The organism is Vogesella urethralis, assembly GCF_007644045.2.
Classification (GTDB): Bacteria; Pseudomonadota; Gammaproteobacteria; order Burkholderiales; family Chromobacteriaceae; genus Vogesella; species Vogesella urethralis.
Genome location: NZ_VMDW02000135.1, coordinates 38,369 through 63,676, shown reverse-complemented (window position 1 = coordinate 63,676; position 25,308 = coordinate 38,369). Strand labels below are relative to the sequence as shown.

At 63.5% G+C, this 25,308-nt stretch carries 22 protein-coding genes and 1 pseudogene; 10 read left to right on the top strand and 13 right to left on the bottom strand.

The window, feature by feature from the left end; translation table 11 throughout:
• Window positions 1–119 precede the first annotated feature (119 nt).
• Together FLQ03_RS17000 and FLQ03_RS16995 are read left to right on the top strand one after the other, a co-directional pair.
• Window positions 120–1,064 (top strand): hypothetical protein, encoded by a 945-nt coding sequence (locus tag FLQ03_RS17000; protein WP_144372041.1) that lies wholly within the window; start codon window positions 120–122, stop codon window positions 1,062–1,064.
• Between the two features lie 138 nt (window positions 1,065–1,202).
• Window positions 1,203–2,852: an ArnT family glycosyltransferase gene (locus FLQ03_RS16995; protein WP_144372040.1), complete on the top strand. Its 1,650-nt coding sequence runs from the start codon at window positions 1,203–1,205 to the stop codon at window positions 2,850–2,852.
• Window positions 2,853–2,924: 72 nt separating this feature from the next.
• Here the strand turns inward: FLQ03_RS16995 and galE are convergent, their stop codons facing one another.
• From galE to FLQ03_RS16980, 3 genes are all read right to left on the bottom strand, one after another.
• On the bottom strand, window positions 2,925–3,935 hold the full coding sequence (gene galE, locus FLQ03_RS16990) for a UDP-glucose 4-epimerase GalE (protein ID WP_144372120.1): 1,011 nt from the start codon (window positions 3,933–3,935) through the stop codon (window positions 2,925–2,927).
• A gap of 158 nt (window positions 3,936–4,093) precedes the next feature.
• On the bottom strand, window positions 4,094–6,055 hold the full coding sequence (locus tag FLQ03_RS16985) for an acetoacetate--CoA ligase (RefSeq protein ID WP_144372039.1): 1,962 nt from the start codon (window positions 6,053–6,055) through the stop codon (window positions 4,094–4,096).
• 113 nt (window positions 6,056–6,168) lie between these two features.
• Window positions 6,169–6,708, bottom strand: a complete 540-nt coding sequence (locus FLQ03_RS16980) for a VOC family protein (protein ID WP_144372038.1) — start codon at window positions 6,706–6,708, stop codon at window positions 6,169–6,171.
• 148 nt (window positions 6,709–6,856) lie between these two features.
• Between FLQ03_RS16980 and FLQ03_RS16975 the strand changes: the two genes are divergently transcribed.
• Complete coding sequence (locus FLQ03_RS16975; protein WP_144372037.1) at window positions 6,857–7,624, top strand: IclR family transcriptional regulator; 768 nt, start codon at window positions 6,857–6,859, stop codon at window positions 7,622–7,624.
• 5 nt (window positions 7,625–7,629) lie between these two features.
• On the opposite strand, the gene FLQ03_RS16970 is transcribed toward FLQ03_RS16975, so the two are convergent.
• From FLQ03_RS16970 to FLQ03_RS16945, 7 genes and pseudogenes are all read right to left on the bottom strand, one after another.
• Window positions 7,630–8,520, bottom strand: a complete 891-nt coding sequence (locus FLQ03_RS16970; protein WP_144372036.1) for a hydroxymethylglutaryl-CoA lyase — start codon at window positions 8,518–8,520, stop codon at window positions 7,630–7,632.
• A 388-nt stretch (window positions 8,521–8,908) separates the two neighbouring features.
• A complete protein-coding gene (locus FLQ03_RS19755; RefSeq protein ID WP_476756206.1) occupies window positions 8,909–9,565 on the bottom strand; it encodes an acyl-CoA carboxylase biotin carboxyl carrier protein subunit in 657 nt (218 codons plus the stop codon).
• Window positions 9,554–10,876: pseudogene (locus tag FLQ03_RS19750) on the bottom strand (acetyl-CoA carboxylase biotin carboxylase subunit); the annotation flags it as partial. The gene FLQ03_RS19755 and the pseudogene FLQ03_RS19750, both read right to left, overlap by 12 nt.
• A 264-nt stretch (window positions 10,877–11,140) precedes the next feature.
• Entirely contained in the window at window positions 11,141–11,926 is a 786-nt protein-coding gene (locus tag FLQ03_RS16960; RefSeq protein ID WP_144372034.1) for an enoyl-CoA hydratase/isomerase family protein, read from the bottom strand.
• Window positions 11,927–12,060: 134 nt separating this feature from the next.
• Window positions 12,061–13,659 (bottom strand): carboxyl transferase domain-containing protein, encoded by a 1,599-nt coding sequence (locus FLQ03_RS16955; RefSeq protein ID WP_144372033.1) that lies wholly within the window; start codon window positions 13,657–13,659, stop codon window positions 12,061–12,063.
• A 158-nt stretch (window positions 13,660–13,817) separates the two neighbouring features.
• Complete coding sequence (locus FLQ03_RS16950) at window positions 13,818–14,987, bottom strand: isovaleryl-CoA dehydrogenase (protein WP_144372032.1); 1,170 nt, start codon at window positions 14,985–14,987, stop codon at window positions 13,818–13,820.
• Between the two features lie 178 nt (window positions 14,988–15,165).
• Window positions 15,166–15,567, bottom strand: coding sequence for a MerR family transcriptional regulator (locus FLQ03_RS16945; protein ID WP_144372031.1), 402 nt, complete (start codon window positions 15,565–15,567; stop codon window positions 15,166–15,168).
• A gap of 129 nt (window positions 15,568–15,696) precedes the next feature.
• Between FLQ03_RS16945 and FLQ03_RS16940 the strand changes: the two genes are divergently transcribed.
• The 3 genes from FLQ03_RS16940 (at window position 15,697) to FLQ03_RS16930 (ending at window position 19,047) form a co-directional block, all read left to right on the top strand.
• Entirely contained in the window at window positions 15,697–17,388 is a 1,692-nt protein-coding gene (locus FLQ03_RS16940; protein ID WP_144372030.1) for an AMP-binding protein, read from the top strand.
• Between the two features lie 482 nt (window positions 17,389–17,870).
• Entirely contained in the window at window positions 17,871–18,530 is a 660-nt protein-coding gene (locus FLQ03_RS16935) for a UPF0149 family protein (RefSeq protein WP_144372029.1), read from the top strand.
• 184 nt (window positions 18,531–18,714) lie between these two features.
• Window positions 18,715–19,047 carry a hypothetical protein gene (locus FLQ03_RS16930; protein ID WP_144372028.1) on the top strand — a complete coding sequence of 111 codons (333 nt, stop codon included), beginning with the start codon at window positions 18,715–18,717 and terminating at the stop codon, window positions 19,045–19,047.
• Between the two features lie 8 nt (window positions 19,048–19,055).
• Here FLQ03_RS16930 and FLQ03_RS16925 read toward each other — a convergent pair whose 3' ends face one another.
• Window positions 19,056–19,235, bottom strand: coding sequence for a hypothetical protein (locus FLQ03_RS16925; protein WP_144372027.1), 180 nt, complete (start codon window positions 19,233–19,235; stop codon window positions 19,056–19,058).
• 402 nt (window positions 19,236–19,637) lie between these two features.
• The gene (locus tag FLQ03_RS16920) at window positions 19,638–20,252 is read right to left on the bottom strand and encodes a flavin reductase family protein (RefSeq protein WP_144372026.1); all 615 of its coding nucleotides are present in this window, start codon (window positions 20,250–20,252) and stop codon (window positions 19,638–19,640) included.
• A gap of 110 nt (window positions 20,253–20,362) precedes the next feature.
• Between FLQ03_RS16920 and FLQ03_RS16915 the strand changes: the two genes are divergently transcribed.
• Complete coding sequence (locus FLQ03_RS16915) at window positions 20,363–21,520, top strand: GGDEF domain-containing protein (RefSeq protein WP_144372025.1); 1,158 nt, start codon at window positions 20,363–20,365, stop codon at window positions 21,518–21,520.
• 65 nt (window positions 21,521–21,585) lie between these two features.
• Here FLQ03_RS16915 and FLQ03_RS16910 read toward each other — a convergent pair whose 3' ends face one another.
• Window positions 21,586–23,370 carry an acyl-CoA dehydrogenase C-terminal domain-containing protein gene (locus FLQ03_RS16910; protein ID WP_144372024.1) on the bottom strand — a complete coding sequence of 595 codons (1,785 nt, stop codon included), beginning with the start codon at window positions 23,368–23,370 and terminating at the stop codon, window positions 21,586–21,588.
• Between the two features lie 166 nt (window positions 23,371–23,536).
• Here FLQ03_RS16910 and FLQ03_RS16905 point away from each other — a divergent pair, with 166 nt between their 5' ends.
• Genes FLQ03_RS16905 through FLQ03_RS16895 form a run of 3 tightly spaced genes read left to right on the top strand, consistent with a single transcriptional unit; the run spans window position 23,537 to window position 24,975 of the window.
• A complete protein-coding gene (locus FLQ03_RS16905; RefSeq protein ID WP_144372023.1) occupies window positions 23,537–24,139 on the top strand; it encodes a DUF2062 domain-containing protein in 603 nt (200 codons plus the stop codon).
• The gene (locus FLQ03_RS16900; protein ID WP_144372022.1) at window positions 24,111–24,668 is read left to right on the top strand and encodes an NUDIX domain-containing protein; all 558 of its coding nucleotides are present in this window, start codon (window positions 24,111–24,113) and stop codon (window positions 24,666–24,668) included. Before FLQ03_RS16905 ends, FLQ03_RS16900 begins: the two co-directional genes overlap by 29 nt.
• The gene (locus FLQ03_RS16895; protein WP_144372021.1) at window positions 24,655–24,975 is read left to right on the top strand and encodes a PilZ domain-containing protein; all 321 of its coding nucleotides are present in this window, start codon (window positions 24,655–24,657) and stop codon (window positions 24,973–24,975) included. The genes FLQ03_RS16900 and FLQ03_RS16895 overlap by 14 nt, the downstream gene beginning before the upstream one ends.
• The last annotated feature ends 333 nt before the right edge of the window (window positions 24,976–25,308 follow it).

The window sequence follows — 25,308 nt, the reverse complement described above, 5'->3', positions numbered from 1 at the left end:
GGGAATTGTCGCCCCGGAGAGACGCTCAGGCAGGCGGGGCTGCTCCCCGTCATAAAGCGCAGCGCCACCGGGCAGGGTTATCGTCTACACTGTGCGGATTACGTTAACGCCCCCGTCACATGAAGCCGCTCCACATTGTTTATCTGTCCCACGGCAGCCGCAAATACCACGATCAGACCCGTTTTTCCGTCCTGACGCTGCTGCACCTGTTGTTGCAGCAACAGCGCCAGGATGTACGTATCGTGGTGTATACCGACGACGCGGCCGAAGTGCCGGCCCACCCGCTGATTCGCGCCATCGTGTTGCAGCGGCACGAACTGGCGGCTTTCCGTGGCCCGTTCGACTACGTGCACCGCATCAAACTGAACGTATTGCGTCGCGCCAGCCAAGAGCTGGACGGCGCGTTGCTGTATGTGGATTGCGACACCCGCTGGCTGCATCTGCCCGACACCCTGTTTGCCCGCCTGCGCGGCGAGGGGGGCGGCGCGCCGGTGTGCTGCATGCACGTGCCGGAAGGCGCGTTCTCCGAACAGTTCTTTGCCGACTACTACCGTTTTGTGCAGCACAAGCAACCACAGCTGCAAGCGCTGGGCATTGCCGATACCTCGCGCTTGCTGATGTGGAACGCGGGTGCCATCGGCCTGCCGGCCGGCAGTACCGCGTTTTTTGACGACGTGATTCGTACCAGCGACTACCTGTTTACCCGCGTGGTGCCGCGTAACTGGGTAGAGCAGTTTGCCCTGTCGCTGGTGGCGTGCAGCCGCTACGAGATGGTGGCGCTAGACGCGGCGCTGCATCACTACTGGAATTACAGCTACGAAGCGCCGCTGTACTTGGCCACTTTCTTCGACGCGCAGCCAGCCGGGCAGCCGGTTGAGGCGCTGGCGGCGGCCTGCGCCAGCCACGACTGGCGCGAGGACGAGCTGAAGCGTTTGCAAGCCGCGCCCGAGCACAAGCGCCAGCGCCGCCGCAACAAGCTGCGCAATTCGCTGCAGAAACGCCGTATCGACCTCAAGATCGCCATCGCCCGCCTTGGCCTGCGCCTGCGCGGCCAACTGGGTTAGGCTTTGCCGGCAACGCGCTGATGCTGTCTTGCGCCGCCGCCGTGGCAATTGCCCGGCGGCGGCTTGCCGTTTGTGGCTAGGTGCGGCGGCGGTTTGTCACTACAATGGTGTCTTGATTCCTCTTCGCTCTTCCCGCGCATGCTGACTTATTCCGCGCACGGCCAGGCAACCGCCCGGCCTACCGAGAAACCCTGGGTGTTGCTGCTGCTGTGTTTTGTCTGGCTGTGGCCGGGCATTCTCGGGCATACCCCCTGGAAACCCGACGAGCCGTACGTGACGGCAGTGGTGCAGGCTTTCGTCTCTGGCGGCCACTGGCTGCTGCCTAGCATTGACGGCCAGCCCTACCTGGAAAACTCCCCGCTGTATTACTGGGTGGCCGCCGGGCTGGCACGGCTGCTGTCGCCGTGGCTGTTGCCGCTGCACGATGCCGCCCGCCTGGCAACGCCGTTGTTCATGGCGCTGGCGTTGGCGTTTGCCGGCGGTATCGGTCGCGAGCTGGTTGGCCGCAGGCATGGCCGCAGCGTGGTGATGATCCTGATCGGTTGCCTCGGCCTGATCGTCACCGGCCACGAGATGAACCCGGTGGTGGCCGGTTTCGCCGGTTTTGCCGGCGCGCTGTATGCCATGGTCTTGAGTTTGCGCGCGCCGGCGCTGGCAGGTGCGCTGCTGGGCGCCGCGAGCGTGGTGGTGTTCCTGTCTACCAACCTGCTGCAGCTGCTGCTGGTGTGGAGCGTGGCCTTGCTGTTGCCGGCCTTTGCCAGCTGGCGTAGCAAGCGCTACGCCATCACCCTGCTGATGGCGCTGCTGTTTGCCGCGCCGCTATTGCTGGTATGGCCGTGGGCCTTGTATAAGAACTACCCGCTGGTGTTTGCGCAGTGGTGGCAGGCATTTGCGCTGGGCCCGCTGCGTGGCTTCGGCAACGTCGGCCTGTTTCATGAGCTGGGTTACTACCCCAAGCTGGTGTTGTGGTACGCCTGGCCGGCTTGGCCGTTGGCCGCATGGGCACTGTGGAAAAACCGCCGTTACGAGCTGCCGATGCTGCAGCTGCCACTGCTGAGTTTTGCGGTGCTGCTGCTATTGCTGACCTTTTCCAGCAATACCCATACCGAAGACGCCATGCCCCTGCTGTTGCCGCTGGCCGTGCTGGGGGCGGTCGAGCTGGATAGCCTGCGCCGCGGTGCTGCGGCCTTCCTCAACTGGTTTGGCCTGATGGCATTCGGCTTCTTTGCCCTGCTGGTATGGCTGGGTTGGGCAGCGATGAATTTCGGCTGGCCGGCCAGGCTGGCAGCCAGGGCAGAGTACTTCAGCCCGTTCTACGAGCCCCGTTTTTCCTGGCTGGCGGTAGCGCTGGCTTTGCTGGCAACGGCAGTGTGGGTGTGGGCGGTGACGCGGCGCCATTTGCGCGGGCGGCAGGCCATTACCAACTGGGCGGCCGGCCTGACCTTGTTCTGGGGCCTGTTGCTGACGCTGTGGCTGCCGTTTCTGGACGCGGCCAAAAGCTACCAGCCGGTGGTGATGGCGATGGTGAAGGCGATGCCGGCTGGCGACCAGTGCGTGGCGGTGGACGCCCGCCAGATGATGGCGCGGGTGAGCTGGCCGTATTACAGCGGTTTGCACTTGAAAGCGGTGGCGCCGGAACAGGCGATACCCTGCAATCTGCAATTGCTGGTTGGCGAGCGCGACGCGGTGCCGGTGCTGCCGGGCTGGCAGCTGCGCTGGCAGGGTAGCCGGCCACGCGACAAGCACGAGGTGTATTACCTGTTGCAGCGCATACCGCTTAGTCACTGAACCACGCGCAACATTGACCAAAGCACAAGGCCGGCGCATGCGCCGGCCTTGTTGCTGTGACTGCGGCCAACCTTAGCTGCTGTAGCCGTTGGGGTTCTGGCTTTGCCAGCGCCAGCTATCGGCACACATGTCGGCCAGCGTTTTTTCGGCACGCCAGCCCAGCAGCTGTTCGGCTTGGGCCGGGTCGGCGTAGCAGGCTGCCACATCGCCGGGGCGACGCGGGGTCACGCTGTAGGGGACCGGGCGGCCGCTGGCCTGCTCAAAAGCTTTGACCATGTCCAGCACCGAGTAACCCTGGCCGGTGCCCAGGTTGACGGTGAGCAGGCCGGCCTGCTGTTGCAGCTTGGCAAGGGCGCACAGATGGCCGCGTGCCAGGTCTTCCACGTGGATGTAGTCACGCACGCCAGTGCCGTCGTGGGTAGGGTAGTCGTCACCGAACACGCTCAGCTGCGCGCGTTTGCCTACCGCTACCTGGCTGATGAACGGCATCAGGTTGTTGGGAATACCGTTCGGGTCTTCGCCGATCTGGCCGCTGGCGTGGGCGCCTACCGGGTTGAAGTAGCGCAGGATGGCAATGCGCCAGTCCGGTTCGGCGTGCGCCAAGTCGCGCAGCATGTCTTCGATCATCAGCTTGCTGCGGCCGTAGGGGTTGGTGGCCGATAACGGAAAGTGCTCGCGGATGGGCACTGACGCCGGGTCGCCGTAGACGGTGGCGGAGGAGCTGAACACCAGTTGCTGGCAACCGTGCTTTTTCATCGCCTTCAGCAGTGACAGCGTGCCGGCCACGTTGTTGTCGTAGTAGCGCAGCGGTTCGGCTACCGACTCGCCCACTGCTTTCAGGCCGGCAAAGTGAATGACAGCCTTGATCGGGTAGCGGAACACCGCCTCCAGGATGGTTTCATCGCGGATATCGCCTTCTACCAGCTGCAGCTGGCGACCTGCCAGTTTCTGTACCCGTTGCAGGGCTTCTGGCTGGCTGTTGCTGAGGTTGTCCAGCACCACCAGGTCGTGGCCTGCCTGCAGCAATTGCAGACAGGTATGGGAACCGATATAGCCGGCACCGCCCGTTACCAGAATCATGATGTACTCCGTTTGATCAGTTACTATCGATGTTAACACTTTATGCTTGAATCATGCAGTGTTGTGGCTGGCTACGGCAAGCCACCAAAAGCCAAGGCCGGCGCGGGCGCCGGCCTTGTAGTGACTGCGGCCAACCTTGCGGCTGGCTGCGGCTTACGGGCTTAGTTCTGCAGCTCGGGCAGGTTGGCGAACAGCTGCAACGCGTCCGGGTTGGCCAGCGCGGTCAGGTTGTTCACCGGCTCGCCGTGGATCACGTTTTTCACCGCCAGCTCGACAATCTTGCCGCTGATGGTTTTGGGGATATCGGCGACGGCAATCAGCTTGGCCGGCACGTGGCGCGGGCTGGCACCCTGCTTGATCTTGTCCTTGATGGCGGCGACCAGTTCGCCATCCAGCACCTGGCCGTCGCGCAGTTTCACGAACAGTACCACCCGCTCGTCGTCCTGCCAGCGCTGGCCCACCACAATGCTTTCCAGCACCTGCGGGAAGGTTTCCACCTGGCGGTAGATTTCGGCAGTGCCGATGCGTACGCCACCGGGGTTGAGCACGGCGTCGGAACGGCCGTAGATCACCATGCCGCCGTGCGCGGTCAGCTCGGCGTAGTCACCGTGACACCACACGTTGTCGAAGCGGTCGAAGTAGGCCTTGCGGTACTTCTCGCCGTCGTCGTCGCCCCAGAACCCCACCGGCATCGACGGGAACGGCTGGGTGCAGACCAGTTCGCCTTTCTCGCCTACCACCGGCTGGCCATGGTCGTTGCGGATTTCCACCGCCATGCCCAGGCCACGGCATTGCAGCTCGCCGCGGTACACCGGCAACGCGGCACACCCCAGTGCAAAGCACGACACGATGTCGGTACCGCCGGAGATGGACGCCAGGTTCATGTCGGCCTTGATGGCCTGGTACGCCCAGTCGAAGCTTTCCGCCACCAGCGGCGAACCGGTGGAAAAGACCGCGCGCAGGCAGGACAGGTCGTACTGTTTGCCCGGTTGCAGGTCGATCTTCTTCAGCCCGTCGATGTACTTGGCCGAGGTGCCGAAGTGACTGCAGCGGTAGGCCTGCGCGTACTCCCACAGGATGTGGCCGCCCTTGGCAAACGGCGAGCCGTCGTACAGCATCAGCGTGGCGCCGCTGGCCAGGCCGGAAACCAGCCAGTTCCACATCATCCAGCCGCAGGTGGTGAAGTAGAACAGGCGGTCGCCGCTGTGGATATCGGCGTGCAGCTGGTGTTCTTTCAGGTGCTGCAGCAGGGTGCCGCCGTGGCCGTGCACGATGCACTTGGGTTTGCCGGTGGTACCGCTGGAATACAGGATGAACAGCGGGTGGTTGAACGGTACGCGCACAAACTGCAGCTGGCGGGCCACAAAGCCCTGTAGCAAGCCATCCAGCGTGACGGCGCGCGGTACGTTGGCCGCAAAGGCGTCGGCTTCGCCCAGATAGGGCACCACGACAATTTTTTCTACGGAAGGCAGCTGCTCGGCGATCACACGGATCTTGTCCAGGATCTGTACCGGCTTGCCGTTGTACCAGTAGCCGTCGGGGCAGAACAGCATGCGCGGAGCGGTCTGGCCGAAACGGTCTACCGCGCCGTCGGTGCCGAAGTCCGGCGAGCAGCTGGTCCAGATGGCGCCCAGGCTGCTGGCGGCCAGCATGGCGGCCAGCGTCTCCGGCATATTGGGCATGTAGCCGGCAATGCGGTCGCCGCACTGGATGCCGTGCTCTTTCATCGCCTGCTGCAGCCGCGACACCAGATCGTTCAGCTCCCACCAGCTCAGCTCGCGCTTGGCCTTGTCTTCGCCCCAGAAGCACACCGCCAGCGCGTCGTCGCGGCGGCGCAGCAGGTTTTCGGCGTAGTTCAGCCGGGCGTCGGGAAAGAAGCGGGCGTCGCGCATGTGGCCGTCGTGCTGCAACAGGCGCTCGCCCTTGTCGCCGATCACGCCGCTGTAATCCCACACCTCGTTCCAGAAGCGTGCCGGCTGCGTCACGCTGGCTTGCCACAGGCTGTGGTAGTCGGCGTATTCGGTGTTGTCCAGCGTGGACATCAGCTTGCCGAATGCTGCCAGGTGGGTAGCGGCGGCGCGGTGCGGTTCGGGTTGCCAGATCGGGGTATCGGCAGCGTGCATGGGCGGGTTCTCCTCAGGCGTCGGGTTATTCCAACTGTATGGTTTTTATGTAGTGTACGACGACTTACGTTAACGTAACAGGGGCGCTTGGCCCCTGGGCTGCGCGGTGGCGCTTAGTCTTCCTGGTAGCTGCCGTCGTGCATCCAGCGCGCATGCTGCGGTGCCTGACGGGTGGCAGCCCATTCGTTCAGCATGTCCCACTTTACCTCGTCCAACATTTGCAGCATGCGCGGGGTGCCGCTGTTGCAGGCCAGCTCCAGGCGGTGACCGTTGGGGTCGAAGAAATAGATGCTCTGGAAAATGGTGTGATTGGTGGGGCCGATCACCTTGATGCCGGCCGCCTCCAGCCGCGCTTTGGTAGCCAGCAGGGTGTCCATATCGGCTACCTCCAGCGCCAGGTGCTGCACCCAGGCCGGGGTATTAGGGTCGCGGCCCATTTCCGGGCTGTTGGGCAGCTCGAAGAAGGCCAGGATATTGCCTTGGCCGGCGTCCAGGAACACGTGCATGTACGGGTCTGGCTGCTTGGTGGACGGCACTTCGTTCTCGGCAATGGCCAGCACGAACTTCATGTCGAGGTGCTTTACGTACCACTCGACGGTTTCTTTGGCGTCTTTGCAGCGGTAGGCCACGTGGTGGATTTTCTGGATCAGCATGGGGTGTCTCCGTGTGCGGGGCAGCGATGGCTGCATGGGCTGAACCTTACTGCATTGTTAGATATTGCTCAATAAGTTTGATATTAACAAACAATCAAGCCGCGGCAGCAATGCTACACTGCGGCCAACCTCACTTGCTTATATCGTTATGGACGCAGAAAAAGACGCCCGCCGTGGCATTCAATCCATCGAGGTCGGCGGCAGCCTGCTGCAGGCGCTGGTGCGCGCCGGTACACCGATGATGCTGAAAGACCTGGCGCGCGATGCCGGCATGCCGCCCGCCAAGGCTCACCCCTACCTGGTGAGCTTCGGCAAGCTGGGCCTGGTGGAACAAGACGCCGTGACCGGCCAGTACCGGCTGGGCAGCTTTGCGCTGCAAATGGGCCTGACCGCGCTGCACGAGCTGGACGCGGTCAAGCTTGCCAGCGACGCCGCCACCCGGCTGGCGCTGGACATCAACCAGAACGTGGCGCTGGCGGTGTGGGGCAATCACGGCCCGACCGTAGTGCGCATCGTGGAGTGCAACCGCATCGTGCACATCAATATGCGTACCGGCAGTGTGATGTCGGTGCTGGATTCGGCCACCGGCCGCGTGTTTGCCGCCTGGCTGCCGGCCGAGCTGACGCGCGCCGTCATCGAAAGCGAACTGGCGCACAAGCCGCCCGGGCAGCAGCCCGAGCTGGCGGCCACGCTGGCCGAAGTGCGCCAGCACGGCATGGCGCGAGCCGTCGGCTACCCGCTGCCGGGCATCAATGCGCTGTCGGCGCCGGTATTCGACAGCAGCGGCCAGCTGGCACTGGTGATGACCACGCTGGGCCCGGCGGCCGCGTTTGACCCGGCCTGGGACGGCCCGCTGGCGCAGGCATTGGCCGCGTGCGCGGCGGCCACGTCACGCAGCCTGGGCTACGCGGCGTAGGCGGCTTAACGCCGGCCGCGTGCTTTGGCGTAGCGCGAGCCGGGCTCGCGGCCCAGGGCGTCGGCGATGAACCACGCGCTATCCGCCAGTTGCTCGATGTCCACGCCGGTGTGGTAACCCAGGCCGTGTAGCAGGTACAGCACGTCTTCAGTAGCCACGTTGCCCGATGCGCCCTTGGCGTACGGGCAGCCGCCGAGGCCGGACACCGAGCTGTCGAAGGTACGTACCCCCGCTTGCAGCGCGGTGTGGATGTTGGCGATGGCCATGCCGTAGGTGTCATGGAAGTGGCCGGCCAGTTTGGCTACCGGCACTTGCTCGCTCACTGCGTCCAGCATGGCGGTCACTTTGTCTGGCGTGCCTACACCGATGGTGTCGCCCAGCGATATCTCGTAACAGCCCATGTCGTATAGCGCACGGGCCACCTCGGCCACCTTGCGCGGCGCGATGGCACCTTCGTACGGGCAGCCCACCACGCACGACACGTAGCCGCGTACGCGCACGTTGGCCGCCACCGCACGCTTCATCACCGATTCGAAGCGCTGCAGGCTCTCGGCGATGCTGGCGTTGATGTTCTTCTGGCTGAAGGCCTCGCTGGCAGCGCCGAACACGGCAATCTCGCGCACGCCGGCAGCCAGCGCCGCGTCCAGGCCTTTGTCGTTGGGCACCAGCACCGGGTAATTCACCGTGCCGTCCAGCGGCAGCGCTTGCAGCACCTCGGCGCTATCTGCCATCTGCGGCACCCACTTGGGTGACACAAAGGCGCCGGCTTCGATGTTCAGCAGGCCGCTGGCGGCCAACCTTTGAATCAGCTCCACCTTCACCGCTAGCGGCACGGTCTGTTTTTCGTTCTGCAGCCCGTCACGCGGGCCGACTTCCACAATCTTCACGTGTGTCATGCAGGTTTTCCTCCATGCACCCATTGCTGACGGGCGCAGATATTTCAATAGCGGCTGCGGTAGCCAAAACGCGCCAGCCACAAGCCGGCCGCGATCCAGCCCGCGCGCACAAGCAGCTGCGATAAGCCGGGCGGGGCAATCCATGACAGCAGATGGATAAAGCCGCTGAGGTCACCTAGCCGGACTGGCCTGGCCGGGTCGGGTGGTAGCAGCTGCAACCACGCCCACAGCCCGGAGTTTGGCGGTCTGGCATCCCAGGCCTGCCAGAGTGCAAACAGGTGGTAAGCCGCCAAAGCCAGGCCGGCCAAGGTAACTAGCCAGCCAAAGGTATATCGGGTCATAGGGTTGGCAAGGCGATGATGATGATCACCATGTTAACCCAACAGCATTAGTCCGCCTCGAAATCCACCAGCTCGTCGCCGTCGCCTACCTGCTCGCCGGCGGCAAAGTAGAACGCCTTCACCACGCCGTCGGCCGGGGCGGTGATGGTGTGTTCCATTTTCATTGCTTCCAGGATCAGCAGCGGCTCACCCTTGGCGATGCGGGCGCCGGCTTCGGCTACCAGTGCCACCACGCGGCCCGGCATCGGTGCCTTGAGGTGGGTTTCGCCGTGCACGCCGCCTTCGGTAAAGGCGTACGGGTCCACGTAGTCCAGCGCCACGCGTTCGCCGTCGACAAACAGCACGCGTTGCCGGCCGTGGCGCACCACGGTGGCGGCCAGTTGCTTGCCATCCAGTGTCACGCGCAGCGAGTGGCCGTGCAGGCTGGCCTGGGCGTGCAGCGTGCTGTCGGCGGCGGCGATGCGGTAGCCGTCGGCATCGTGTTGCAGCGTTACGCTGTGGCGGGTGTCGCCCTGCTCGAAGCGGATGCTGCGGGTGTGGCTGCCGTTCAGGCGCCAGCCGGCCAGCGCGGCAAAGGCAGCGTCGCCGCTGGCCTGGCTGGCCAGCACTTCGGCCAGTGCCAGCAAGGCGAGCTGTGTCGCGCTTGGGGCGGCAGGCGCGGGCAGCAGGCTGTCGTGGTGGCGCGCTATCAGGCCGGTGTCCACGTTGCCGCTGGCAAAGTCCACGTTGGCCGCAATGCGGCGCAGGAAGCGGATATTGGTGGTGACGCCCACCACCTGGTAGGCGGCCAGCGCGGCGTCCAGCTGCTGTAGCGCGGCTTCGCGGCTTTCGCCCCACACGATCAGCTTGGCGATCATCGGGTCGTAGAACGGGCTGATGCTGTCGCCCTGCAGCACGCCGGTATCCACCCGCACATTGCCGCTTTCCGGCGGCGGCACCAGGTGCACCAGCGTGCCGGTGGCCGGCAGGAAGCCTTTGTCCGGGTCTTCGGCGTAGATGCGCGCCTCGATGCTGTGGCCGCGAATCTGCAGCTGGTTTTGTGCCAGCGGCAAAGGTTGGCCGCAGGCCACTTTCAGCTGCCATGCCACCAGGTCCTGGCCGGTGATCATCTCGGTCACCGGGTGTTCTACCTGCAGGCGGGTGTTCATTTCCATGAAGTAGAACTGGCCGCTGTTGACGTCCATGATGAACTCGACGGTGCCGGCGCCCACGTAGCCGACGGCACGGGCGGCGGCCACGGCGGCCTCGCCCATCGCGCGGCGGGTGTCGGCCGGCAGGTGCGGGGCCGGCGCTTCTTCCAGCACTTTCTGGTGGCGGCGTTGTACCGAACAGTCACGTTCGAACAGGTAGACGCAGCCGCCCAGGCTATCGGCAAATACCTGGATTTCCACGTGGCGCGGGCGGGTCAGGTATTTCTCTACCAGTACCTTGTCGTCGCCAAAGCTGGCGCGCGCCTCGCGCTGGCAGCTGGCCAGCGCAGCCTCGAAGTCGGCGCTTTTTTCCACGATGCGCATGCCTTTGCCGCCACCGCCGGCGCTGGCCTTGATCAGCACCGGGTAGCCCATGGCGTCGGCTTGCGCCTGCAGGAAGGCGGGGGCCTGTTCGTCGCCGTGGTAGCCTGGCACCAGCGGCACACCGGCTTTTTCCATCAGCGCCTTGGCGGCCGACTTGCTACCCATGGCGGCAATGGCGCTGGCCGGCGGGCCGATGAAGGCGATGCCGGCGGCTTCGCAGGCGGCGGCGAAGTCTTCGTTTTCCGATAAAAAGCCGTAGCCGGGGTGCACGGCCTGGGCGCCGCTCTGGCGGGCGATGTCCAGGATCAGCTCGGCCTTCAGGTACGACTCGGCCGCCGGGGCCGGGCCCAGGCGCCAGGCTTCGTCGGCCAGCTTCACAAAGCGGGCGCCGGCGTCGGCGTCGGAGTACACCGCCACGGTGCGGATACCCATGGCACGGGCGGTCTTGATCACGCGGCAGGCAATCTCGCCGCGGTTGGCAATGAGGATCTTGCTGAACATGGGGCGGTTTACCTCGGGGGCGGCCGGCGCAGGGTTGGCCGCAACGCGGCTGGCGCAAGGGGTAGGGTAGGCGTGCATGGTGTGTCCTGTCTGGCCACGAAACCACACGAAAGTCACGAGAGAAAGCCGGGGGCTTTGGTACAAACCCGGTACGAGGCTGCCTGCCCATCCGGGTGGCAGGTAACCCGTCACCGTTCGGCTACAGGGTCTGCAGCGCTGTATTCCGTCTTGTCCGTGTCTTGCGTGTGCTTCTGTGGCGAAAAATCATTGCCAGCTAGGCGGACGCTTCTCGAAAAAGGCGGCCAGGCCTTCGCGGGCTTCGTCGGTGATACGGATGGCGGCAATGCGGTGCGCGGTATCCGACAGCAGCTCGTCGTTGAGCGGTGAACTGTCGTGCAGGCAGCCCAGCAGCTCTTTGGCGGCAGCCAGTGCGTGCGGTGCACCCTTGCACAGCTCGGCGGCGATCTCGGCGATGCGGCTATCCAGCGCGTCCTCGGCCACCACTTCGTGTACCAGGCCGATGCGCAGCGCGGTGGCGGCGTCGATGCGCTCGGCGCTGAGGAAGTAACGCCGTGCCTGGCGCCAGCCGATGGCATCGGCCACGTAGGGGCCGATGGTGGCCGGAATCAGGCCCAGTCGCACTTCGGTGAGCGCAAAGCGGGCAGCGTCGGTGGCCACGGCGATATCGCATACGGCGGTCAGGCCGGTACCGCCGGCCAGCGCGGCGCCGTGAATGCGGGCGATCACCGGTTTCTTGCTGCGGTAGATGCCCTTCAGCATGGCGGCCAACTTGTTGGCGTCTTCCAGGTTTTGCGCTTCGGTGTAGCCGGCGGCGCGGCGCATCCAGTCCAGGTCGGCGCCAGCCGAAAAGCTCTTGCCGTGGCCGGCCAGCACGATCACGCGCACGGCGTCGTCACGGTTCAGTTCGCGGAAGGCGGCTGTAAGGTCGGCGATGAGGTGTTCGTTCATCGCGTTGTGCAGCTCGGGGCGGTTCATCCAGACGGTGGCCACCTGGCCGCTGCGGGTGATTTCCAAAGTGCTGTAGTTCATTTGAAAACCCTCTCATTTTTTGCCACGGAACCACACCGAGAACACGGAAAAAGGCGAATGCAGCTTCGAGCCGGTCTTACGGGTTCGGGTTTGCTTCTGTGTCTTCCGTGTGCTTCCGTGGCTAAATAAAAAAATTACATACGGAACACGCCGAAACGCGTGCTTTCCACCGGTGCCGACAGGCTGGCTTCCAGCGCCAGGCTTAGCACCTCGCGCGTTTGTGCCGGGTCGATCACGCCGTCGTCCCACAGGCGGGCGCTGGCGTAGTAAGGGTGGCCTTGGCGTTCGTACTGCTCGCGTACGGGTGCTTTCAGCGCTTCTTCCTGTTCGACGCTGAACGCGTCGCCCAGCTGCTCTTTCTTCACTTGGGCCAGCACGCCGGCGGCCTGTTCGCCCCCCATCACCGAAATGCGGCTATTGGGCCACATCCACAAAAAGCGCGGGCTGTAGGCGCGGCCGCACATGCCGTAGTTGCCGGCGCCGAAGCTGCCGCCGATCAGCACGGTGAACTTGGGCACGCTGGCGCAGGCCACGGCGGTGACCAGCTTGGCGCCGTCCTTGGCGATGCCGCCGTTTTCGTATTTCTTGCCCACCATGAAGCCGGTGATGTTCTGCAGGAAGATCAGCGGAATGCCACGCTGGCAACACAGCTCGACAAAGTGGGCACCCTTCAGTGCTGACTCGGAAAACAGGATGCCGTTGTTGGCGATGATGCCGACGCGGTAGCCGTTGAGGCGGGCAAAACCGGTAACCAGAGTGGTGCCGTAGTTCTGCTTGAATTCGTCGAAGTCGGAGTCGTCCACCAGGCGGGCGATGATCTCGCGCACGTCGAACGGCTTTTTGCTGTCGGCGGGGATGACGCCGTACAGCTCCTCGGCCGGGTAGCGCGGTGGCAGCGGCGCGGCGCGGTCCAGCCGGCCCTGCTTTTGCCAGTTCAGGTCGGCCACGATGCGGCGGGCAATGGCCAGCGCGTGGGCGTCGCTTTGCGCCAGGTGGTCGGCCACGCCGCTGATGCGGGTGTGCACGTCGCCGCCGCCCAGCTCTTCGGCAGACACCACTTCACCGGTGGCCGCTTTCACCAGCGGCGGCCCGCCCAGGAAGATGGTGCCTTGTTCCTTCACGATAACGGTTTCGTCGCTCATCGCCGGCACGTAGGCGCCACCGGCGGTGCAGCTGCCCATTACCACCGCAATCTGCGGAATGCCGGCAGCCGACAGGTTGGCCTGGTTGTAGAAGATGCGGCCGAAGTGTTCGCGGTCGGGGAACACTTCGTCTTGCAGCGGCAGGAAGGCGCCGCCGGAATCCACCAGATACACGCAGGGCAGGCGGTTTTCGCGGGCGATTTCCTGCGCGCGCAGGTGTTTTTTGACGGTCATCGGGTAGTAGGTGCCGCCTTTGACGGTGGCGTCGTTGGCCACGATCAGGCAGTCGATGCCGCTGATGCGGCCAACCCCGGTGATGACGCCAGCACCCGGCGCCTCGTCGTTGTACATGCCGAAGGCAGCCAGCTGCGACAGCTCCAGGAACGGCGCGCCCGGGTCCAGCAGCAGGTCGATGCGTTCGCGCGGCAGTAGCTTGCCTTTGGCCACATGCTTGTCGCGTGCCTTGTCGCCGCCACCCAGCGCGGCACGGGCCACTTTGGCTTTCAGGTCGGCGACGATGCTGCGCATCTTGTCGGCGTTGGCCTGGAAGTCGGCCGCGCGCGGGGACAGCTTGGATTCGATGATGGGCATGTTGTAGACCCTGTTATTTTTGCCACGGAATCACACGGAAAACACGGACTGAAAGGGCCGGGCTGATCCAGATGCTCGCTCATCACTGCGCTGGGGGCGCGCTTTGCTTTCCGTGTTTTTTCGTGTGCTTTCGTGGCTGAAGAATAGTCTTTGAAGGCTTAGCGGGTTTCGGCCATCAGCTCGCGGCCGATCAGCCAGCGGCGGATTTCGCTGGTGCCGGCGCCGATTTCGTACAGCTTGGCGTCGCGCAGCAGGCGGCCGGTGGGGTATTCGTTAATGTAGCCGTTACCCCCTAGGCACTGGATGGCGTCCAGCGCCATCTGGGTGGCGCCTTCGGCGGCGTACAGGATGGCACCGGCGGCGTCTTTGCGCGTCTGGCGGCCTTGCTCGCCACGGTCCAGCGCCTGGCCCACGGCGTACACGTAGGCGCGGCTGGCCGACAGCTTGACGTACATATCGGCCAGTTTGCCCTGCATCAGCTGGAAGTCGCCGATGGCCTGGCCAAACTGCTTGCGGTCGTTCAGGTAGGGCACCACCACGTCCATGCAGCCTTGCATGATGCCCAGCGGGCCTGCGGCCAACACGGCGCGCTCGAAGTCCAGGCCGCTCATCAGCACTTTCACGCCGTTGCCTTCACCGCCAAGCACGTTGGCGTCCGGCACGAAACAGTCGTCAAAGAAAATGGGGTAGGTGTTGGAGCCGCGCATGCCCAGCTTGTCCAGCTTGCTGCCGTGGCTGAAGCCGGCAAAGCCCTTTTCCACGATGAAGGCGGTAATGCCTTTGGGGCCGGCGTTGACGTCGGTCTTGGCGTACACCACCAGGGTATCGGCGTCGCCGCCGTTGGTGATCCACATCTTGCTGCCGTTGAGCTTGTAGCCGCCATCCACCTTGTCGGCGCGCAGTTTCATGCTCACCACGTCGGAGCCGGCGTTGGGTTCGGACATCGCCAGCGCGCCGATATGGTCGCCGCTGATCAGCTTGGGCAGGTATTTCTGGCGCTGTTCGTCGTTACCGTTCTTGAAGATCTGGTTCACGCACAGATTGGAGTGAGCACCGTAGGACAGTGCCACCGAGGCGCTGGCGCGGCTGATTTCTTCCATGGCAATCATGTGCGCCAGGTAGCCCATATTGGCGCCGCCGTATTGCTCGGACACGGTAATGCCCAAGAGGCCCAGGTCGCCGAACTTCTTCCACAGGTCGGCCGGAAACAGGTTGTCGCGGTCGATGTCGGCGGCGCGCGGTGCGATCTCGCTGGCGGCGAATTCGCGCACCGCTTCGCGCAGCATGTCGTAGGTTTCGCCAAAGTCAAAGCGCAGGCTGCTGTACATGTTTTCTCCTCCGTGCCCGGGCGGGCGGCTGTCTCTGTGTGCCCCCGCGTGCCGTGTGCCGGGGGGGCCTTGTATTGATAGGCGGTTTTTCCGCCGTGCATGGTTTTATGTTGACTTACGCTTACGTTAACGTCAATACGAGATGACAAAACCATCCCGCAGGATGGTGAAAAACGTCTCAGCTTGTGGCGTCTTTGCCGGTGACGGTGTCGATCACCTGGCGGCAGTGGCCTTCCAGGGTGACGATTTCGGCCAGCACCGCGTCGATATCGCGGCGTTGTTCTTCCAGCTGCTTCTTGCGCTCGGACAAGAGCTGCAGCAGCTTCAGCGACTGGCTGGCTTCGTCGCGGGCCAGTTCGTACAGGTCGAGGATCTCGCGGATCTCCGACAGCGCCAGGCCAATGCGCTTGCCGCGCAGGATCAGCTTCAGCCGGGCGCGGTCGCGGTGGGTAAACAGCCGCTGGCGTCCTTCGCGCTGCGGTTCGATCAGGCCTTGTTCTTCGTAAAAGCGGATGGTGCGCAACGTGATGTCGAAATCGCGTGCGAGGTCGGAAATGGTAAAGAGGCGGTCGTCGCTCATGATGGTTCCTGTTGTTCTGCCGCGATTGTAGCGTTTTTTGCCCACCTTGCCCGTGGCGTGCTTGAGTTTACGTTAACGTAATAGTAAGTTGCACGCACAAAGACAACAGCATCCACCGGAGACTTCGCCATGACCCGCTTGCCCAGCTACGTGCACGGTACCAGTGCCACCCCGCTCATCGGCCAGACCATCGGCCAGTATTTCGACGACGCCTGCCAGCGCTACGCCGCGCGCGACGCCTTGATCGTGCGGCAACAGCAGGTGCGCTGGACCTACGCCGAGTTCGGCGAGCAGGTCACACGGCTGGCCTGCGGCCTGCGCCGGCTGGGCTTGCAGCCGGGCGAGCGGGTAGGGATCTGGTCGCAGAATAATGTGGAATGGGTGCTGATGCAGTTTGCGACCGCCAAGGCGGGGCTGGTGCTGGTCAATATCAACCCGGCGTACCGTCGCAGCGAGCTGGAGTACGCCCTGAACAAGGTAGGCTGCCGTGCGCTGGTGTTGTCGCCCAGCTTCAAGAGCAGCGATTACCTGGCCATGGTGGCCGACCTGGCACCCGAGCTGACAACCAGTGCGCTGGGCCAGCTGCACGCCGCGCGTTTGCCCGAGCTGCGCTGGGTGGTGCGCATGGGCGACGATGTCACGCCGGGTATGCTGAACTTTGCCAGCCTGCTGGCAGAGGCCAGCACAGAAGAGCGCGCAGCGTTGGCCGCCACCGCCGCCACGCTGCAGTTTGACGACGCCATCAACATCCAGTTTACCTCCGGCACCACCGGCAGCCCCAAGGGCGCCACGCTGACGCACCACAACATCCTCAACAACGGCTTTTTCGTCGGCGAGGCCATGCGCCTGAGCCCGGACGACCGGCTGTGCATCCCGGTGCCGCTGTACCACTGCTTTGGCATGGTGCTGGGTGTGCTGGCCTGCGTCACCCATGGCGCGGCCATGGTGTTCCCCAGCGAAGCGTTCGAGCCACTGGCTGTGCTGGAGGCGGTGCAGGCAGAGCGCTGTACCGCGCTGCACGGCGTGCCCACCATGTTCATCGCGGTGCTGGACCACCCGCGCTTTGCCGAATTCGACCTTGCCACGCTGCGTACCGGCATCATGGCCGGCAGCCCGTGCCCGATCGAGGTAATGAAGCGGGTGGTGGCGCAGATGCATATGGCCGAGGTCACCATCGCCTACGGCATGACCGAAACCAGCCCGGTAAGCTTCCAGAGCCACACCGACACGCCGGTGGAGAAAAAAGTGGCCACCGTTGGCCGCATTCACCCGCACGTGGAAGTGAAGATCGTGGATGCCAACGGCCGCATCGTGCCGCGCGGCGACACCGGCGAGCTGCTGACGCGCGGTTATTCAGTGATGCTGGGCTACTGGGGCGACCCAGCCAAAACCCGCGAGGCGATTGACGACGCCGGCTGGATGCACACCGGCGATCTGGCGGTGATGGACGACGACGGTTACTGCAATATCGTTGGCCGCGTGAAAGACATGGTGATTCGCGGCGGCGAAAACATCTACCCGCGCGAGATCGAAGAATTCCTCTACCGCCACCCCAAGGTGCAGGACGTGCAGGTGATCGGTGTACCGGACGCCAAGTACGGCGAGGAGCTGTGCGCCTGGATACGCCTGCGCGAAGGGGAAAGCTGCAGCGCCGATGACATCCGCGCCTTTTGCGACGGGCAGATTGCCTATTACAAGATTCCGCGCTACATCGAGTTTGTCGACAGCTTTCCGATGACCATCACCGGCAAGATCCAGAAATTCGTCATGCGCCAGCAAATGAAGGAAAAACTGGGGCTGGACGAAGCCAGAACCGCCTGATGCCGTGCGGCCAACCCCGCCCGAGGCGGTAATGCCAGTCAGTTAGCCGAATATGTTTGGTGTTCAAGTCGCAGGACGTGAGTGAAGCGCCCCATCCCGTTGGCGCGAGCCGGTCAAAATGGTACGCCCTAGGTTTTAAGACGCCGATTTGTTTGAGCCCCGAGCCGTTAGTGAGGGGCGAGTTCGGCGGCGCCTGGGGTGTGCCATTTTGATCGGGGTTTCGAGCAGCCCCGGGTTGCGGGGGAATGAAAAGGGGGCGGCAACCCGCCCCCTTTCCCGTTTGCCGGGCGGATCCGGCATCTAATCATCGTCCGCATCGCGGACACAAAAGCACTACTGAACGCAGCAAACTCCTAGCCAAGAAGACGCCAGTCCGGGTTAACTGAACAGCATTGCGCCCGAGGCGGGGTTTTTTGTGCTGTCACAATTCTGTGGCAGCGTGGATGGGCTACAATGCGCGCCATACTTTTGGAGATTGCATCATGACCGAATTCAACGAAGCCGACCTCACCCGTCTGGAAACCCTGCTCACCCCGCTGTCGCAAGCCGGCACCACCATGCGCCCGGACGAGGTGCAAGGTTTCTTCGTGGCACTGGCCTGTGGCCCGGACCGTCTGGGTATCGACGACTGGCTGGGTGACGTGCTGGGTGATGCCCCGAGCTTTGAAGGCAGCGAGAACGAAGCCGAAGTGCGCGCGCTGCTGCAGAAATTCTACGATGCCACCGCCGAAGCGCTGGCCGATGGCGACCTGCCGGAGCTGGTGCTGTACAGCGCCGACGACAGCGACGAGCCGGACTTCCGCCCGTGGTGCAACGCCTACATGTACGCGCTGGACGTGGTGCCGACCGACTGGTTTGAAGCCGCTGACGATGAAGGCTTTGAAGAGCTGCTGATGCCGGTGATGGCGCTGGGTGGCATGTTCGACGCCGAAGAAGGCGAAGCGCCGCTGATGCAGTTCAGCGCCAGCGAGCTGGAAAGCTTCAAGGGCGAGCTGGACGACGCGGTACTGGCGGTTTACGCCTACTGGCGCGCCAAGGAAGCGGCACCCACCACCGTGCGCAACGAAAACAAGGTTGGCCGCAACGACCCGTGCACCTGCGGCAGCGGCAAGAAGTACAAAGCCTGCTGCGGTCGCAACTAAGCGCCGTTTGATAGTAAAAAACCCCGCAGCGTGCTGCGGGGTTTTTTATGGCGCTTTGTCCTGGCGAATGCGGCTGGCTAGCCGCCAGGCCTGTTTCTGGTCTTGTCCATCGCGCCCTGCCTTGGCAGGGTTTTTTGTTGCCGGTGCTGGGCTAGACTGCAGTATCACCTGTAGGAGTCTGGCCATGAAACTGGGGCTGGAAGAAATGCTGACCCTGCTGCAAGCCATGGAGCAGGATTTTCCGTGGCAGGCCGACGACCTGCCTTTTGACGAGAACGCCTTGCGCCGGCTGGTCATGGCAGACTTGCTGGAGCGCGATACCCAGCTGCAGCAACAGGGCGTCAGTGCCGAGGTCTGCCAGCTGATCTACCTGCTGTCTACCGCCAGGCTGGTGCTGGACAACCTGGCCTTATACCTGCGTTTGATGCGGCACGAACCGCTGCCGGAGCAGCAATTGCGCGAGGTACAACTGCTGATGCAGCGTCTGGCCCGCGGCGAGGGGCGGGGCGACGCTTGATACGCCACTCAGGCCAGGCAAATATGCGCGTCCTGCTGGTAGCTGGCGCTGGCGATACCCAGTGCCGAGCGGAAGGTAACCTGTACGCGGCGGCCCAGCTGGCGGATGGACAGCACTTCAAAAGCGACCGGTTGGTTATCGATATGCTGGGTGACGCGGTCACCCGGTTTCAGTTCATTGATTTTCATAATGTGTTTCCTGCAGCACGCGGGCTGCTAATGGCACGCCGCCCGCTGCGGCACGGCCAGGCAAGCGGGTGGGGCGATGTATTAACTAAGGGGGTGTTGCCGGTGCAAACCGGTAACGTTAGCCGCCATCGAGCTGGCCATGCGGCCAGCGGCATCACGATGCGGCGTGTGCTTCGCGGTAGCCACCTTGGGGTGGCACGGGTCCGGAGCGGAACGGTGACAGTTTGCTTGTACAGACTGTGTCGGAAGGCGACCGGCGGTCGCGACATTCGGGCCGAAGCGGGGGTGGCTGCCGGCAAGTTTGCAGCCATCCGGAATGACGAGAGGCCGCGTGTGGGCGGCCTCTTGGCGTGAAGCAACGTGCACTATATCGGTAAGTGTTTGCTTTGTCTAGAAAAATGTTCAACCGCCCAGCGTCGGGCGTGCCAGGCTGAAGTGCGGGCTGCCGTCGCAGTAGTGATCGCCGCCCAGCTTGCCCACGGTCTGTAGTAGCGCGGCCTGCAGTTTGCCGTCTGCCAGCAGCGCGTCCTCCACCTCGATACCGACAATGTCCAGCAGCACGATGGTACCGCCCATCGGCTGTGGGTCAATCACCTGCATGTCGCGCAGCCGGCACAAGAAGCGCACTGGCGCCCCGGCTACGCCGGGCACCGACAGCATGGGGTTGGCCACAGCTTGCAAACCCGCTTCGGCCAGCTCGCTGATGTGCGGCGGGTAGGGGGCACAGCTCTGGTTCATGGCGGCTGCCTGCGCCGGGCTCACCACGTTGACCACGCATTCGCCGTGTGCTCGCAGGTTGCGTAGCGTGTCCTTCATCTGGCCGTCGCGCGGGTTGACCTGGCTGAACAGCAGTACCGGCGGGGCGATACTGGCCACGGTAAAGAAGGAAAACGGCGCCAGGTTGATGACGTGGTCGGCGTTGCGGGTGCAAATCCAGGCAATCGGGCGCGGCGAGACTGCGTGGGTCAGTAGCTGGTAGCAGTCGCTGGCAGGCAGCGTGGCGGTATCGAACAGCATGGCTGAAAGCTCCGGTTGGGCAGGGGTGTGACTATATCACCCGATAGATTGTCTTGCTTTGTGGCGTGGCAAGGTGAATAACCGTAACAGGACCATTACCGGTGTTCGGCATGAGCGACCCGCAAACCATCTTGCAAGCCAATATCACCGTCTGCTGGGTGGCGGCTACGGGCTGGGCGGTAGCCGGTGTGGTGCTGCGCATGGCCCCGCTGGTAGCGGCGCGCTTTTTCCTGTGCGACTTCCTGATGGGCCTCGGCTTGTTCCTGACGTTGTGGCGGGATGGTAGCGCACCGGTATGGCTGGCCTATCCGCTGGCCGACATTCTGGGCCTGGCTGGCCTGGCGGCTTTACGGTTGGGGGTGCGCTATTTCGTGCACCGTGACCAGGTTGGCCGCGTGGAAAGCGCGGGCATCCTGCTGCTGGCGACGCTGCTGATTTTGCTGCAGCCGTACGACCGGCAGCCGGGTTATCACGCGGTGGTGTATTCGCTGACGGCCGGCTGGCTGTTGCTGCGTGCCACGCAGGATGCGCTGTCGCGGCAGGGCAGTGTATTCAGCCTGGCGGCGCGGGCGCTGGTGGTCAGCCCGCTGGCGGCGGTGTCGCTGCTGTTTTTCGTGCGCGCCGCGACGGTACTCGGCGGTGCGGCCAACACGGCTTCAGTTACCTCGCACGCCACGTTCAACGTGGTATTCCTGTTTGTCGGGCTGGTGCTGAACCTGGCGGTGAATATCGCGCTGGCGGGGGTGGTCACCATGCGGCTGGTGGAGCGACTGGAGTTGCTCAGCCTGACCGACCCGATGACCGGTGCCCTGAACCGTCGTGCTTTCAGCCAACGGCTGGAGCTGCAACACCGGCAAGCACTACAAGGCACGCCTTACTCGCTGTGCGTGCTGGACCTGGACCACTTCAAGCGCATCAACGATACCCTGGGCCACGCCGCCGGCGATGCGGCGCTATTGCACCTAGTGGCGGTATTGCAGGCGGGCCTGCGCGAGCACGACCTGTTATGCCGCGTTGGTGGCGAGGAGTTTTGCCTGTTGCTGCCGGATACCCGCGAAGCTGGCGCGCGCAGCGTGGCCGAGCGTTTGCAGCAGGCGCTGGCCGATACGCCGTTTGTCTGGGAGGGAAAGCACTGGCCGCTGACGGCCAGCTTTGGCGTGGCCACGGTGGTGTCGGGGCTGGATAGTGCCGAATCGCTGCTGCAGCGTGCCGATCAGGCGGTATACCGCGCCAAGGAAGCCGGGCGAAACCAGGTGGTGCAGCTGTAGCCCGCTTTAGAAGCAAAACGCCCCTGCCAGCGGGCTGACAGGGGCGGTGTGGGGCGAACGCTGGCTTAGAAGGCGAACTGCTCGTCGTCCAGCGCCATCAGCGGTTTGGCGCCGCCCTTGATGCTGGCTTTCAGGCTTTCCACTTCCGGCAGCAGCTTGGCAAAGTAGAAGCGCGCGGTAGCGATCTTGGCTTTGTAGAAGTCGTCGCTGGCACCGTCCTGCTTGGTGTAGGCCACTTCGGCCATGCGCGCCCACAGCCAGGCGTAGGTGAGGTGGCCCACCAGGCGCAGGTAGTCGGTGGCGGCGGCGCCGGCTTCGTCACGGTCCTTCATGGCGGCCATGCCGATGCCCATGGTGATGTCGCCGACGTCTTTCAGCAGCTTGGCCAGCGGTGCCACGAACTCGGCCAGCTGGGCATTGCCTTCGTTGGCCTGGCAGAACTTGTGGATCTGCTTGGTGAACTTGCGCAGCTTCTGGCCCTGATCCAGCAGCACCTTGCGGCCCAGCAGGTCGATGGCCTGGATGCCGTTGGTGCCTTCGTAGATTTGCGAGATGCGGCAGTCGCGCACCAGCTGCTCCATGCCCCATTCGCGGATGAAGCCGTGGCCGCCAAATACCTGCATGCCCAGGTTGGCCGCGGTGTAGCCGTTATCGGTCATGAACGCTTTGGCCACCGGGGTCAGCAGCGCCACCAGGTCACCGGCCTCGGCGCGGGCGTCGGCGTCCGGGTGTTTTTCCTCGATGTCCAGCTGCAGCGCCAGGAAGGTGGCCAGCGCACGGCCGGCTTCGGTGTAGGCTTTTTGCGTCAGCAGCATGCGGCGCACGTCGGGGTGCACGATTATGGGGTCGGCGGCTTTCTCGGGGAACTTGGCGCCGGCCATGGCGCGCATTTGCAGACGCTCGCGGGCGTAGGCCAGCGCGCCCTGGAACGAGGCTTCGCCGATGCCCAGGCCTTGCATGCCGCAACCGAGGCGGGCGGCGTTCATCATGGTGAACATGCAGGCTAGACCCTTGTTGGCCTCGCCGATCAGGTAGCCTTTGGCGCCGTCCAGGTTGATGACGGCAGTGGCGTTGGCCTTGATGCCCATCTTGTGCTCCAGGCTGCCGCAGTACACGGTGTTGCGGCTGCCGTCGGCGTGGAATTTGGGCACGATGAACAGCGAAATGCCTTTGACGTCTTTGGGGGCATCCGGCAGGCGCGCCAGCACCAGATGGATGATGTTGTCGGACAGGTCGTGTTCGCCAGCCGAGATGAAGATCTTGGTGCCGGTAATGCTGTAGCTGCCGTCGGCATTGGGTTCGGCTTTGGTTTTCAGCAGGCCCAGGTCGGTGCCGCAGTGCGGCTCGGTCAGGCACATGGTGCCGGTCCAGCTACCGTCTACCAGGTGCGGCAGGTAGGTGGCTTTTTGCTCGTCGGTGCCGTGGGCGTGGATGGCAGAATACGCGCCGTGCGACAGGCCAGGGTACATCGACCATGCCACGTTGGCCGAACACTGCATCTCGATGATGGGGAAAGACAGCGATTTGGGCATGCCCTGGCCGCCGTAGGCCGGGTCACAGTCCAGTGCGGTAAAGCCCAGTTCGCAGAACTGCTTGTACGCTTCCTTGAAGCCTACCGGGGTGGTAACCGACTTGGTCGCCGGGTCGAAATTGCAGCCTTCTTCGTCGGCCTGACGGTTCAGCGGTGCCAGTTCGTTTTCACAAAACTGGGCAGCGGCTTCCAGGTAGGAGCTGAAGATATCCTGGGTGGCTTCTTCGTAGCCGGGCAAAGCGGGCAAAACGTCTTGAACCTTGATCACTTCGTTCAGGACAAAGTCGAAGTCGCGCAGGGGAGCTTTGTAGCTGGGCATGGTTCGTCTCCAGTGTTGTCTGCAGCACAGGGCTGCTTCCTCGTGTTGGCCGCTGCCGGCCTGTCTGTGTTGCCATCATTGCGTGGCATGACGCCGTCACATCCGGACAGCAATGTGATGGATTATAGAACCAGTTCAAACGCTTGTTTTAATTTTTTGTGATTATTTGCCCTATGTCATTCCCAACCTTTACCGGAGCACTGCCATGTCGGTGGTAAAACGTCGCTTGCGCGCGCTCATGCATCGTCTTCACGACTGGGTCCGCCAGCCCGGCCTGGGCTGGCTGCAAGCCCATCTGGACAAGGAAGCGCTGTGGTCGATCCAGCGTCGTCCCGTTGCCGGCGCCGTGGCGGCGGGGCTGTTTGCCGGCCTGATGCCGGGGCCCACGCAGATGTTGTGCGCCGCCATGCTGGCGTTGTATTTTCGCACCAATCTGCCGCTTGCCTTGCTGTGTACCGTTTACACCAACCCGCTCACCATCGTGCCACTGTATTTCCTGGCTTACCGCCTGGGCGGGCTCTTACTCGGTCAGGCTGACACGGCTACAATGCCAGACATTCCAGATGGCGCCTGGTTCGATGTGGGCAGCTGGTTGCCGCAATGGCTCAGCCACCACGGCCAGCCGCTGTTGCTGGGCGTGCCGGCCCTGGGCCTGTTGCTGGCAGCTGCCGGCTACGTGCTGGTGATGGCTGGCTGGCGCTGTGCCGTGGTCATACATTGGCGTAACAGAAAGACAAAGCGTGGATCTGACCGAAAAGCAGTTGAGTAGCGAGCAAGTTTTCGAAGGCCGTTTCCTGAAGGTGCGGCGCGACACGGTCAGCCTGCCGGACGGTGCCGAAGCGTATCGCGAGTTCATCCGCCACCCCGGCGCGGTGGCTGTGCTGGCGCTGACCGACGACGGCCGGCTGGTGATGGAGCGCCAGTACCGCTACCCGGCGGCGCAGACCTTCATCGAGATTCCCGCCGGCAAGATCGACCCGCACGAACCGCCGGCCGACACTGCTCGTCGCGAGCTGCTGGAAGAAACCGGCTACCAGGCCAAGCAGTGGCGCTATCTGGGCAAGGCGTTTCCCTGCATCGGCTATGCTGATGAAGTCATTCATTACTATCTGGCGACCGGGCTGACGCTGTCGGCCCGCCAGTTGGACGAGGGCGAGTTTCTCGAGGTGATGCTGTTGCCGGTAGACGAGGTACAAGCCATGTCGCTGGATGGCCGTATCACCGATAGCAAAACCCTGGTCGGCCTGCACTGGTTGGCCGCATGGCAACAAGGAAAACTGCCCGGTGAAGCCCTTTGACAGCCACTATCACGATCGCCGCGTAGGCCGCCGCCTGCGCATGGGGTGTCGCGCCAAGATGAAGTCGCTGCACACCGGCGAAACCCATTACGGCGAGTGCGTCGACCTGTCGGTAGACGGCTTGGCCATCCGCAGCATGTACGTGCCGCAACACGGCGAGCGGCTGGAGGTGATCGTGATCGTGCCTGGCGTTGGCAACATGCCGACGAAGCCGCTGGAAGCGCTGGTGGAGGTGCGCCGCTGCAACGAGGTGGAGCGCGGCAAATTGTACGAAATCGGCGCCCGCATCATTGATCGCCGGCAATGACGAAAAAATTTTTGTCACCGTGACACAAGGCCGGCTGCATGCCGGCCTTGTGCTTTTTGTTGTCATCTGGCTGCGGCGTTAATTTCTGACTTCTTTAAGTATTTGATCTGGAATAGGGTTTTTCTTTTGGCCGTATTTTCTGCAAAACCCTTGTTAGTCTGATGGCTTTTTTATATCCGGTTTTGCATAACGATAGCTTTAGATTTTGTACTTGCCTTTTTTTTGCTGTGCTATACCCAAACAAAGAACAGGTTTCCGCGTCAGCAGACTAATAGGCAAGGGGGAGCACGGTGCACCGCACCATGGCGTCTTGCTTGCCTCTAACAGGAGGGT